Source organism: Collimonas sp. (genome assembly GCF_035566375.1).
Classification (GTDB): domain Bacteria; phylum Pseudomonadota; class Gammaproteobacteria; order Burkholderiales; family Burkholderiaceae_D; genus Collimonas.
In genome coordinates this window covers 1-12,773 of the sequence record NZ_DATMRK010000066.1, presented here as the reverse complement: position 1 = coordinate 12,773, position 12,773 = coordinate 1, and the positions used below count along the sequence as shown (strand labels likewise).

Here is a 12,773-nt window from a genome sequence, read left to right as displayed (position 1 = left end):
ACATAATAAATTCATCAAGCCGTAATAATTTACGACCAGAATCGCGACTCCTCCATCGCCATATTTCAACTTTTCCGATGAACTTAAACTTGAAACGCTTTTTGCGCAAGTATCTGACCGGCGCCCCTCTCTCTGCAGTCCTGTTCCTGTCTTTGCCATTGCCGGCAAATGCGGCTGCCGATACTATCGTGGTCGGCCAGGCCATCGATCTGTCCGGCCCGAACGCCGATCTGGGGCGCGACTATGTCGCCGGCATCAAGACTTATTTCGACGTCCTCAACGCAAAAGGCGGAATCAACGGCCACCGCATCCAATACCTGGTGCGCGACGATCGCGGCCAGGCCGAGCTGGCCGTGAAGGCGGTAACGGAATTAATCAGCCAGGCTCACGTCTCATATTTATTTGGCGGCGTCGGCGACGATGTCACTCGCGCGGTGCTGGATTCGGCCGAGTTCAAGCGTAGCGGCTTGACTTTATACGCGCCGCTGGCCGGCGCCGACTATCAAAAAGACGCCAAAGTCCTGTTCTGGCGCCCCAGCTATCAGCAGGAAATCCGGCATATCTTTTCCCATTTCGACAAACTTGGGGTTAAAGATGTCGGCATCGTGTATCAAGAGTCGGCCGCCAATACCGACGCCTATCGCCGCCTCACCGATCAGATGCGGGAAAGCGGCATCAAGCTCAGCGGCACGGTTCACCTGAATAACGATCAGGCCAAAATGCGCAGCGAAACGGCACAACTGGCAAGCGCCAAACCAGGTTTTGTGATCATGATTGCGGACACGGTGAGCGCCGGTGTGTTCCTGAAGGAGTTTCGCCAACTTGCGCCGCAAACATTTGTCGCCGGCTCATCCCTCACCAACCTGACCACGCTGCGGCAACTGGCCGGCGGCAAAGCCGTGGAGTGGACCGTATTTTCGCAAGTAGTGCCCAACCCTAGCCTTGGCAGTTCTCCGATACAGCTCGAACATTTGAACATGATGCGTAAATACCGCGATGAGCCGGTCTCGGCATTGACGCTGGAAGGTTTCACTGCAGCCAAATCATGGCTACGCCTGCTGCCAGCCGGAAAACGGGCTGCGGGCCAGGCGGAATATGTCATCCCCGGCGGCGGCTTTGATATCGGCGGTTATATGGTGGGCGATGTCGTCAACAGCAATCACCTTTCCAACTATGTCGATATGGCGCTGTTCAACAAGGCTAGCGGGCTAACCTACTGAGTCCTCCATATGGACTGGAGAGCAGAAAGAGACATGGCGCCGGTTCCATCGAAACCGGCGCCATGCATGTATTGAGGAAAGCTTAGAGGAAAAGAGAGGGATGTCAGGTCCGGCGAATGGCAAAATCGACGCCAATCTCACGCCACCAATCCTGTTCCTTGGTCATCCAGTAAGTCGCCGTCGGATGATCTTCAATCCAGTCGCGCTTGATATCGAGTTCGATCTTGCTCTTCATCTTCAAGCGCAATTCATCCAGATCGACTTCAATCCGCGAATGCAGGAACATCACCGCCAGGCGCAAAGCCAGCACCGCCTTGGAAAAATCCGGGTCGAGCAGCGCATCGCTGATTTTCCGCAGATTGCCTTTTTGCCCAAGGATCAACATGCTCATCGCCCGTTGCTCACGGGTGGTAAAACCGGACAGATCGGCATTCTCGATCAGGTAGGCGGCATGCTTGTGATAACCGCTTTGCGACACCACCAGCCCGACTTCATGCAGTAAGGCGCTCCAGTGCAGATACTGGCTGAGGCCGTCGCTGCTGGGCTTGAGCATCTCGAACAGCGAGGTCGCGGTTTCGGCAACCCGGCTGGCGCGCAATTGATCGACGTGAAAACGCTGGGAGAAATCGTGCACCGACTGGTCACGCCGATCCAGGCGTGTGCCACGCAACTGCAGGTCCCACATCACGCCCATGCGCAAACCGGCTTCGATCGGCTGCAGCACCTCAATCCCGAGTTCCTGCATCAGCCCGATCAATACCGCCAGACCGCCGACCATGACCGCAGCGCGCTCGGGTTTCATGCCCAGCAGATCGATGCGGCTGACATGGCCAAACTCGATGAAGCGCGCGCGTAGGGCTTCCAGGCTGGTGTATGACAGGCGATGGTCGCCCAGGCTGTTTCTTTCGATAGTCTCGGCAATCGCCCTGATCGTGCCGGAAGAGCCGTAGGCATGGCTCCAGTTTTGCGGCCGATACGGCGGCGCGGCGTCTTCGAAATGACTGCGGGCGGAAAGCACCGCGGCATCGTAGGCCGCCGCCGTGATCTGGCCATCGGCGAAAAAAGCCAGGCTCTGATTGACGGTGCCGATGCCGAACGATTCAACCCGTTCGATCTGCTGGCCGCGCCCCAGGATCAATTCAGTGGAGCCGCCGCCGATATCCAGCACCAGCCGCTTTTCGTTCGGCAGGCGCAGCATGCTGGAGACGCCCATATAGATCAGCCGGCCTTCTTCTTCGCCCGAGATGATTTCGATCGGGTAGCCGATAACCTGTTCGGCGATCGGCAGGAATTCAGCCGCGTTCTTGGCAACCCGCAAGGTGTTGGTGGCCACCACCCGCACCGCTTCCAGTTGATAGTCGGCCAGGATATTGCGGAAGCGCGACAGGGAATCCAGCGCAACCTGCATCGCCTGCTCGGTCAGATAACCTTTGCTGTCGAGGCCGGCAGCCAGTCGGATCGGGTCGCGCGCACTCTTGATGACGCGAATCGCATCACCATTGTATTTGCCGATATGCAATCGGAAACTGTTCGACCCCAAATCCACTGCTGCAAACATTGCTTACCTTTATCCAAACGAACGTTCGACAAAAACCGGCTATCGCCACTCAACATGCAAGCAGTGACGATAGAGGCAGATTATTACAAGTTGATGACAATTCAAGAAGAGATGATCGACGCCAGTTTAGCCAGTTGCAACTGCTCGCATCAGCATCAATGTACAGCACCGCCCAGCCGCCTACAAGAGTGATAGCGCTATCTCATGTTCAATCGCGATCAATCGGATCGCCGTGCCAAAACGCTTTCACGGCATCCAGTTCCCGAGTCCGCTTGAAGGGCGGCAAACTCTGCCAGATGCGACGGCCGTAGCCTTTGGAAATCAGGCGCGGATCGCAGATCATCAAGACCCCGCGATCGGTTTCGTCGCGGATCAGGCGGCCGGCGCCCTGCTTCAGATTAATGATGGCCGCCGGCAATTGATGATGCATGAAACCGTTCATGCCCTTGGATTCCAGGGCATCAATGCGCGCCGCCAACACCGGATCGTCCGGCGGCGAAAACGGCAGCTTGTCGATAATCACCAATGACAATGCTTCGCCGCGCACATCGACGCCTTCCCAGAAACTCTGGCTGCCGATCAGCACCGCATTGCCCGCAGCCCGAAAACGATCCAGCAACTCGGTGCGCCCGGCCTCGCCTTGTACCATCAGAGGAAAATTCAGATTGCGCGCTTCGAATTCGGCGCGCAGCCGCTCGGCAGCGCGATTGACGGCGCGGATTGTCGTGCATAGCAGGAAAGCACGGCCGCCCGAGGCTTCGATCACCGGCAGCGCAGCGTCGATGACGGCGTCGGTATAGTCCGGCGAATTCGGTTGCGGCAGGTTCTGCGGCACGTAGAGCAGGCCTTGCTCGCCATAGTCGAAGGGGCTAGGCCAGGATTGGGCCGGCTCGTCCCACAAGCCCATTTGCGAAGCGTAATGCTGAAAATCGTTCTTCACCGCCAGCGTCGCCGAGGTAAAAATCCAGGAACGCGCCACGCCTTCGCGTTGCTTGTTGAAAATCGGCGCGATCGATAGCGGCGTCTGGTGCAACTGCAAGGAGGACGAAAACGCTTCCACCCACAGCACGCTGCCCTCTTCGTCCTCAGCCTTGGCTGCATTGGCCGCATTGGTCTTCTTGGGACTCTTGCCGGTTGCCGCCACAGGCGCGCTATTCCAGCCGTCCAGCTTGTAACCCAGCTCGACCGCACGGGTGCGGCACTGCTCGATGGTTTCCGCCCGTTCGGCCTGCTTTTCAAGCACCGCGATCATGCCGTGCAACTGCGCGCGCAGGGTGTCCAGCGCCGGAAAGAATACGCTCGATGCCGCTATCTGGTTGACCGCCAGCCGCACCACATCCTGCGGAAACGCCAGCCGCAGATCACGCGCTGCTTTTTCAACCGGCAGCACCACTTGCGCCCAGTCGGCGCCGTCACGGGCATGCGACAAGCCCTCTGCCAGCACATCCCGGCACAACTCCAGGATTTGCGAGGTGGAGACGGTATTGCCAAAGAACAAAGTGGCGACCTCGGGCAACTGGTGCGCTTCATCGAAGATGATGGTGTTGGCCGACGGCAGTAATTCGGCGACGCCGGTATCCTTCAAAGCCACATCGGCAAAGAACAGATGGTGATTGACTACCACCACATCGGCCTGCTGCGCTTCCTTGCGCGCCTTCATCACGAAGCAATCCTGGTAGTACTGGCATTCGGCGCCCATGCAGGTATCGCGGGTCGAGGTCACCAGATTCCAGATCGGTGCGGTTTCGGGCACCTTCGACAACTCGGCCTTGTCGCCGGATGAAGTGGTTTTCATGAAACGGGAAATTTCGCGCAGGTAGCCGACATCCTCGCGCGAAGTCATGCGGCCGTTCTGCAGCGTACGCTCCAGATGAAAATGGCAAACGTAGTTGGCCCGCCCTTTCAGCAGCGCCACCGAGACCGGCGCGCTGAGCGCTTTGCGCACGGTCGGGATGTCGCGCAAAAACAGCTGGTCTTGCAGATTCTTGGTGCCGGTCGAGACGATCACCTTGCCGCCCCATAGCAGGGCCGGCACCAGATAGGCAAAGGTCTTGCCGGTGCCGGTGCCGGCTTCGGCAATCAGTGTTCTTTGCTGAGCGATGGCGTCAGCAATGGCTTTCGCCATTTCGGTTTGCGCCTGGCGCGGACGAAAGCCGCCAACCGCCTGTCCCAGCGGGCCGGAACTGGCGAACAGACGATCAATGTCGGCATCGTGGGCGCCGGGAGCCACAACAGCAAAAGCGCCTTCGGCAGCGAGGGGGGATGTATCTTCGGTCAAGGTAACTTCTAAAATGGCTGAGTCAGGTATATCGTATCAGCCTGGCGTAGGATTATCAGGCAGGGATATCTGGAATTAATTGCATTCTTAATAGCGTGATCTGGTCTTTCAGCTGCAATTTCCGCTTTTTCAGGCGGCGCAATTGTAACTCTTCGTGCAGGACCTGATTCGTCATGGTATCAATCGCCGCATCCAGATCGCGATGTTCTACTTCAAGCTCTATGATGCGGCGCAGGATTTCTTCTCGATCGATCATGGTCATATTCTTGCGTTGGAAAATGTTAACATACGGAAACACTTTAAAAATTATTCCTGCGTATAATATTTCCCATCAACTGCTTACTGTATTACTGTGAGTGGCGATGAGTAAGGATTCAGCGCCGGATCGAAATCCGGCCTATCCAGAATTACCTAGAACAAGATGCAGTTTAATCTACCCAGACGAATGAGCCAATACAAGATCGAAGCCGGCACCGGCCAACACATCGGCGACCGCCAGGAGCAACAAGACCGCGCCGCATTATTTACCGCCCCAAAAGCACCGGGCTACATGATGGCAGTACTCGCCGACGGCATGGGCGGCCGCAGCGGCGGCGCACTGGCCGCCGAGCAAGTGATTTGCACCGCAAAACAAATCTTCGAAAGCTTCTCACCCTTGATCGACAATGTCGAGGCGATGGTGCGCAACATTGCGCTGGAGACGCACACCGTCATCAAGCTGAGCGGCTTTTCCAACGACAAGGATCCGCATACCACCATGGTGGTACTGGTGTTGTCGCCGGATGGCACGGCAACCTGGGGCCATGTCGGCGATTCGCGCCTGTACCGCTTCGACGGCCCCAATTTTGCCGAGCACACCATCGATCATTCCTATGTCGAGAAACTGGTGAGCGAAGGCAAGCTGTCGCGCAGCGAGGCGAAATCACATAACCTGTCCAACATCTTGTTGAATGCGCTCGGCTCCAGCACTGACATACCCACGGTGAGCATCAATCGTCATACCGGCCTCAAGGCTGGCGACGCTTTCCTGCTGTGCTCGGACGGGCTGTGGCACTACTTTACCGAAGATGAATTGGGCGCGTGCATCGCCATGAACAAACCGCGCGACGCTGCTGAAATGCTGATCAACAAAACCCGCAAGCGGGCCGAGGGCCACTCCGCGGATAATTGCACTTTTGCGATCGTCAAACTGGTGGCGTTGCCCAAGGAAACTCAGAACTACACCGTCAAGAAGATGCGCCGGGCGGTGTAGTTTCTTGCTTGATCGGCGCCAGCTCGCTTTACGGCGCTGACGCCGGTGTTTTGGCGGCAGGCGGCACCGCTACAGGTGTTGCAGGTGCTGCCGGCACTCCCGCTTCAGCCGCTTTCTTGTTTGCCAGATCCTTGGCTTTGGCGGCCTTGTTTGCGGCTACCTCACGCTGACGCGCTGCTGAATCCTGAGCTTTTTTCTCAAAAGCAGCTACATTGGCTGCGCGCTGCGAGGCTTTCGCAGCCGCATCTTGCTGCGCCTTTTTCAGGCGGGCATTATGCTCCGCCACGCGCTTGTCTTCCTCGCCCAGATGCTTGCGGGTATTGGCTGCAACTTCCTTTTCTTTTGCCTCGCCCTGCTTCACCTTGTCGGCGTTGCTCAGCTCTTTTGCTTTTTGATCCTGGGCTTTCTGCGCGGCTTCGGCCGGCTGTTCGGCTGCGTGTACCTCTAGCGCCTTGTCACGCTCGTCGGCACGGTCTTTACGTAAGAAAGCGTTGGCGGTGATGTCTACCGGCCGAATCGTTTTCATCGCCTGCCGCCGCTGCTCCTTGGCGGCGTCCAGGCAATTGTTGACGAAGAACTTCTGATAGCAGGCGCGCCGCTGTTCCAGATCGCGTGCTTCAACTTCGGCCTTGGCGTCGGCTACATCGGCCAGAGCGCGATTCGCGGTTTCCACAGAATTGAGCGTTTCAAGCGGGTAGCGCGCCGTCAGCTCGGCGGCCGGTTCGGCTACCGGCTTCAGCTGGGCGTCTGCTGCTTGCACATTGACGGCCAGCGTCAGCAGCAACGCCGCAATACCCAGCGCGACCAAGGTCGGGCGCTGGCGTGATGCGCACATCGGCGATGGTGACAAAGGAGCCAAAATCAAAGAGGCAAATTCCACGTAAACCTATCCATTTCTATACGTTAATTTCAAACACCGTTTTCAAACCACCGTCACGACGCAAGCTCACACAATAGAGTCGGCCTCGGAACGCCGCTCGCTATCCATATATTCGCGCGATTGCATTTCCATGATACGCGACACCGTGCGGTGAAACTCGTTGGCCAGCATGCCCTGGGTGTACAGCTCGTCCGGCGCCACGGCAGCTGACATGATCAATTTGATCTTGTGATCATAGAACACATCGATCAGCCAGGTAAACCGGCGTGCTTCGGACGACATCGCCGCCGACATTTGCGGAATACCGGACAATATCACCGTATGGAAGCGGCTGGCAATTTCGAGATAATCGTTTTGCGAACGCGGGCCGCCGCACAAGGTATTGAAATCGAACCAGATCACGCCGCCGGCTCGGCGCAAAGCTTTGATTTTACGCGCTTCGATATCAACGATTGGATCTTCATCGGCGGTGTCAGCTACCCCTGCAAACGCATGCCGCAAGGCGCGGTCGGTGTCGGCGTTCAGCGGCGAGTGGTAAGTCTCGACCTGCTCCAGGGCGCGTTTGCGGTAATCGATGCCGGCGTCGATATTCATCACATCCAGGTTGTCTTGCAATAGCTTGATGGTCGGCAGCATGCGATCCCGGTGCAAGCCGTCCGGATAAAGCGTGCTCGGCTCGTAATTCGAGGTCATGACAAACGACACGCCATTATCGAACAAGGCTTTCAGCAGATTGTAGAGAATCATGGCGTCGGCGATGTCGGACACATGGAATTCATCAAAGCAGATCAGCCGATATTTCCTGGCGACCCGCTTCGCCACCTCATCCAAGGGATCGGCAACGCCCTTGAGCTCATCCAGTTGCCGATGTACCGCGCGCATGAATTCGTGGAAATGCAGGCGCGTTTTACGCACCACCGGCACCACCGAATAAAAACTGTCCATCAAAAACGATTTCCCGCGTCCGACCCCGCCCCACATATACACGCCGCGCGGCACGTCGGGCCGGTTGATCAGGCGTTTGAAGGAATTGGAACGCTGCGCCTTGTACTCGACCCATTCATCATAAGCTTGCTGCAGACGATCTACCGCACGCCGTTGCGCGTCATCTGCCTGGAAACCCCGTTGTGTCAGTGCCTGTTCGTAAAACTCTAAGACATTCATTGTGTTTTCAATTCTTGACGAAAAGCTAAAATCCGTTTGCCCGCCGCATAGATTAACAAAAAATCAACCATGCTGATGAAGTAAGCCGCTAAGTAAGTCACTAAAACAAGCCACTAAATAAGCCGCTAAAAATAAAAATGGGCGAGCTTTCGCTCACCCACATCAATCCGGCAACCACCCAAACAACTATGACCGCCCCATCTCTACCAGTACCCGGCTAGGATAAGCCTTCTCCTTGGCGCCGAAACTGAGCGGCAGGTTGGCCCCCAAACCGAGGCCGACCGCTCCTATGCCGCCGCTGCCACCGGTAGCACCGATGCCAACGCTGGGCGAATTCAATCCGGGCGGCGCCCGGTACACCACTTCAGAAGTGCGGTAGCCGGGCTTGTCGCAAACCACATGCAAGTCGCCGTCGGCAGCAACAATCAAGACATCGCCCGGGGTGACTACATTCCAGCGGCTGCTATCGGTTTTCACTACGCAGCGTGCGCCCTCCAGCTGCTGGCTGTCGGAGGTAGCCTCGATCAGCACGTGGCCGTTATCCGACGCGGTGGTGGCGCAGCCGGACAGTACCACGCCCAAGGACAAGATCAACCACGTAGCCGGATTGCGCATGCTGCTTCTCCCTTAGAAATTCAGGGACCGTTTGTCGACTGCCAACGCCGCTTCCTTGGTCGCTTCCGACAAGGATGGGTGAGCGTGGCAGATGCGGGCGATATCTTCCGCTGATGCACGGAATTCCATCGCCACCACGGCTTCTGAAATCAATTCTGATGCCATTGGCCCAACTATGTGAACGCCCAGGATTTCGTCGGTCTTGGCATCCGCCAGGAATTTGACCATGCCTGAGGTATCACCCAAAGCGCGCGCCCGGCCGTTGGCCAGGAACGGGAAAGTACCCGCTTTGTATGCTACTCCATCTGCTTTCAGTTGTTGTTCTGTCTTGCCGACCCATGCGATTTCCGGCGAGGTATAGATCACCCAAGGAATCGTATTGAAGTTAACGTGACCATGCTGTCCGGCAATACGCTCGGCAACCGCCACGCCTTCTTCTTCTGCCTTGTGCGCCAGCATCGGGCCGCGCACCACGTCGCCCACCGCCCAGACGTTCGGCAAATTGGTCTTGCAATCGCCGTCGACGGCGATGAAACCGCGCTCGTCCAGCTGCAAGCCGACGCCTTCGGCGTTGAGGCCGATAGTGTTCGGAATCCGGCCGATCGAGACGATCAGTTTGTCGTACACGGCTTTTTGCGCGGCGCCGGCGGCATCCACATATTCGACCGTAACATCATTCTTGCCAGCCGTAATGGCGCCAATCGTGACACCCAGGCTAACCTTCAAACCTTGCTTGGTGAACAGCTTGCTGGCTTCCTTGGCGATCTGTTCGTCCACTGCACCGAGGAAAGTCGGCAATGCTTCCAATACGCTGACATCTGACCCCAGGCGGCGCCAGACGCTGCCCATTTCGAGGCCGATCACGCCAGCACCGATTACCCCCAGTTTAGCCGGAACCGCGTCAATTGCCAGTGCGCCGGTATTCGACAGAATCAGTTTTTCGTCAAACGGTGTACCTGGCAAGGGACGCGGGTTGGAACCGGTCGCCAGGATGATGTGCTTGGCAGTAATGGTTTCTTCGGCAGTACCGGTCACCTTGATTTCGTAAGCGCTGGCGTCACCTTTGACGAAAGAGCCGCGGCCATGGAAAAAGGTAACTTTGTTCTTTTTGAACAGGTACAAGATGCCTTCGTTGTTTTGCTTGACGACACTATCCTTGCGCGCCAGCATCTGCCCCAGGTTCAGCTCCAGGCCCTTGACGTCGATGCCGTGCTCGGCGAACGAGTGGCCGGCGTGTTCGTAGTGCTCGGACGATTGCAATAACGCTTTCGATGGAATGCAACCAACGTTGGTGCAAGTACCGCCCGGCGCCGGGCCGTTCTTGGCGTTTTTCCATTCATCAATACAGGCAGTATTGAAACCCAGTTGCGCGGCGCGAATTGCTGCAATATAACCGCCGGGACCGCCACCGATCACGACTACATCAAATTGTTTGCTCATTTCTATCCTTCGAGTTATTGCCCTGCCAACTCACAATCCTTAACCTACCCTGTACCCTGCTCTGCCACCTTAAACGGCCTGCATCTTCTGCGGTCTAAGCAGCATTCCAGGCAAGTAATGGTGAAAGTAGCGGCGACAAGGCGCTCATCATTTACTTAGCCACCTAAACGATGCGCCCTGCTCCATTTTTCCTTGCATGAAAAATAAGAGTCAGGGCGCTCTCGCTTAGCGAGATTTAAAGCTTACAGATCCAGCAACAGACGGGCCGGGTCTTCCAGCGCTTCTTTCATTGCAACCAGAGCCAGCACGGCTTCACGGCCGTCGATGATACGGTGATCGTAAGACATTGCCAGATAGTTCATCGGGCGAATCACGATCTGGCCGTTTTCGACAACTGCACGGTCCTTGGTCGCGTGCACGCCCAGGATCGCCGATTGCGGCGGGTTGATGATCGGTGTCGACAACATGGAACCGAAGGTGCCGCCGTTCGAGATCGAGAAAGTACCGCCGGTCAGGTCGTCCAGAGTCAGCTTACCGTCTTTGGCCTTGGCGCCGAATTCGCCGATTTTCTTTTCGATGTCGGCAATTGACATCTGATCAGCGTCGCGCAATACCGGCACTACCAGGCCGCGCGGCGAACCAACTGCGATACCGATATCGAAATAACCGTGATACACGATGTCGTTACCGTCAACCGAAGCGTTGACGATCGGATATTTTTTCAAGGCGGCAACCGCAGCCTTGACGAAGAACGACATGAAACCGAGCTTGACGCCATGCTCTTTTTCGAACTTGTCTTTGTACTTGGTACGCAGGTCCATCACCGGCTGCATGTTGACTTCATTGAATGTCGTCAAGATGGCGTTAGTCGATTGCGATTGCACCAGACGCTCGGCGATACGAGCGCGCAGACGGCTCATAGGCACGCGCTCTTCCGGACGGTCATCCAGATTGGCCTTGGTTGGCGCTGCAACTTGCTGCAATGCCGGCTTGGCTGCAACTGCGGCCAAAGGTGCAGGTGCAGGCGTGGCAGGCTTGTTAGCCAGTGCGCCCAGAACGTCGCCCTTGGTAACGCGGCCATCTTTGCCGCTGCCGTCGACTTGCTCAGCCGACAGCTTATTTTCCGCCAGCAGTTTCGCTGCGGCAGGCATGGCGATGCCAGCGGCCGATTTGGATTGCAATTCAGGTGCTGCGATTGGCGTCGGAGCATTGCCGCTTTGCGGCACTGGCACGGCAGCCACTTCCATCGGGCTGACCTTGGCCGAAGCATCGGTATCGATCACAGCGATGATTTCATCGGCAACCACGGTGCTGCCGTCGCCCTTGATCAGCTGGACGATCACGCCGTCGGCTGGCGCCGGCAACTCAAGTACAACTTTATCTGTCTCGATATCGATCAGGTTTTCGTCGCGCTTCACAGCGTCGCCGACTTTTTTATGCCATGTCAACAAAGTCGCTTCAGCGACCGATTCCGACAGTTGCGGAACTTTTACTTCTAGAAGTGCCATTTATTTCTCCGTATTCCGTATTGGGTGTGCGTCGGGCAGGTCGTGGCGACCTGCCCTGGCGTCAATTATTTTGTAAGAACAAAGCCTTTGAGCTTGGAAAATGCTGTCTCCAGCAATGCTTTTTGCTGCGCATAGTGCTTGTCGTAGTAACCGACTGCTGGCGATGCGCTGGCTGGACGGCCTGCATACGCAAGCTTCTGGCCATCTTCCAGGTTCTCAAAAATATTGTGCTGAATCTGCAGCCATGCGCCTTGATTCTGCGGCTCGTCCTGCGTCCATACCAGCTCATTGAAGTTCGGGAACTGCTTCAACTCAGCAGCAAACGCCTTGTGCGGGAATGGATACAGTTGTTCCAGACGGATAATTGCGACGTCAGTCTGACCGCGTTCTTTACGTGCGTTAACCAGATCGTAGTAGACCTTGCCCGAGCAAGCGACGATACGCTTGACCTTCTTCGGATCGATCTTGTCATCGACTTCGCCGATCACGGTCTGGAAGCTGCCCTTGGTGAAATCGGACAATGGCGAACCGGCATCCTTGTTACGCAACAGCGATTTCGGCGTCATGATGACCAGCGGCTTACGGAACAAGCGGATCATCTGGCGCCGCAGCAGATGGAAAATCTGCGCTGCGGTAGTCGGTTGCACCACTTGCATATTGTTGTCTGCGCACAGTTGCAGATAACGTTCCAGGCGTGCCGACGAGTGTTCCGGGCCTTGGCCTTCGTAACCGTGCGGCAGCATCATGACCAGGCCGGAAGCACGGCCCCACTTCACTTCGCCGGAGCTGATGAACTGGTCGATCACGACTTGCGCGCCGTTGGCGAAATCGCCGAACTGGGCTTCCCAGATGGTCAGC

Annotated in this window: 10 protein-coding genes and 1 pseudogene; 2 read left to right on the top strand and 9 right to left on the bottom strand. The window is 56.7% G+C overall.

The window, feature by feature from the left end; translation table 11 throughout:
* Positions 1–89: 89 nt before the first annotated feature.
* Complete coding sequence (locus VNZ60_RS20530; protein ID WP_325662472.1) at positions 90–1,220, top strand: ABC transporter substrate-binding protein; 1,131 nt, start codon at positions 90–92, stop codon at positions 1,218–1,220.
* A gap of 103 nt (positions 1,221–1,323) precedes the next feature.
* Here the strand turns inward: VNZ60_RS20530 and VNZ60_RS20525 are convergent, their stop codons facing one another.
* The 3 genes from VNZ60_RS20525 to VNZ60_RS20515 all read right to left on the bottom strand — a co-directional run bounded on the left by VNZ60_RS20525 (position 1,324) and on the right by VNZ60_RS20515 (position 5,318).
* A complete protein-coding gene (locus VNZ60_RS20525) occupies positions 1,324–2,778 on the bottom strand; it encodes a Ppx/GppA phosphatase family protein (RefSeq protein WP_325662470.1) in 1,455 nt (484 codons plus the stop codon).
* 208 nt (positions 2,779–2,986) lie between these two features.
* Complete coding sequence (locus VNZ60_RS20520; RefSeq protein ID WP_325662469.1) at positions 2,987–5,056, bottom strand: DNA repair helicase YoaA; 2,070 nt, start codon at positions 5,054–5,056, stop codon at positions 2,987–2,989.
* Between the two features lie 55 nt (positions 5,057–5,111).
* Entirely contained in the window at positions 5,112–5,318 is a 207-nt protein-coding gene (locus tag VNZ60_RS20515) for a YdcH family protein (protein WP_325662467.1), read from the bottom strand.
* 183 nt (positions 5,319–5,501) lie between these two features.
* On the opposite strand from VNZ60_RS20515, the gene VNZ60_RS20510 reads away from it, so the two are divergent.
* Positions 5,502–6,308, top strand: a complete 807-nt coding sequence (locus VNZ60_RS20510) for a PP2C family protein-serine/threonine phosphatase (protein WP_325662465.1) — start codon at positions 5,502–5,504, stop codon at positions 6,306–6,308.
* Between the two features lie 28 nt (positions 6,309–6,336).
* On the opposite strand, the gene VNZ60_RS20505 is transcribed toward VNZ60_RS20510, so the two are convergent.
* The 6 genes and pseudogenes from VNZ60_RS20505 to sucA form a co-directional block, all read right to left on the bottom strand.
* A complete protein-coding gene (locus VNZ60_RS20505; protein WP_325662463.1) occupies positions 6,337–7,188 on the bottom strand; it encodes a hypothetical protein in 852 nt (283 codons plus the stop codon).
* A 66-nt stretch (positions 7,189–7,254) separates the two neighbouring features.
* On the bottom strand, positions 7,255–8,352 hold the full coding sequence (gene zapE / locus VNZ60_RS20500) for a cell division protein ZapE (RefSeq protein ID WP_325662461.1): 1,098 nt from the start codon (positions 8,350–8,352) through the stop codon (positions 7,255–7,257).
* Positions 8,353–8,538: 186 nt separating this feature from the next.
* On the bottom strand, positions 8,539–8,967 hold the full coding sequence (locus tag VNZ60_RS20495; protein WP_325662459.1) for a hypothetical protein: 429 nt from the start codon (positions 8,965–8,967) through the stop codon (positions 8,539–8,541).
* A 12-nt stretch (positions 8,968–8,979) separates the two neighbouring features.
* A complete protein-coding gene (lpdA, locus tag VNZ60_RS20490) occupies positions 8,980–10,407 on the bottom strand; it encodes a dihydrolipoyl dehydrogenase (protein ID WP_325662457.1) in 1,428 nt (475 codons plus the stop codon).
* 242 nt (positions 10,408–10,649) lie between these two features.
* A complete protein-coding gene (gene odhB / locus VNZ60_RS20485) occupies positions 10,650–11,915 on the bottom strand; it encodes a 2-oxoglutarate dehydrogenase complex dihydrolipoyllysine-residue succinyltransferase (protein ID WP_325662456.1) in 1,266 nt (421 codons plus the stop codon).
* 65 nt (positions 11,916–11,980) lie between these two features.
* A pseudogene (sucA, locus tag VNZ60_RS20480) lies at positions 11,981–12,773 on the bottom strand (2-oxoglutarate dehydrogenase E1 component); the annotation flags it as partial.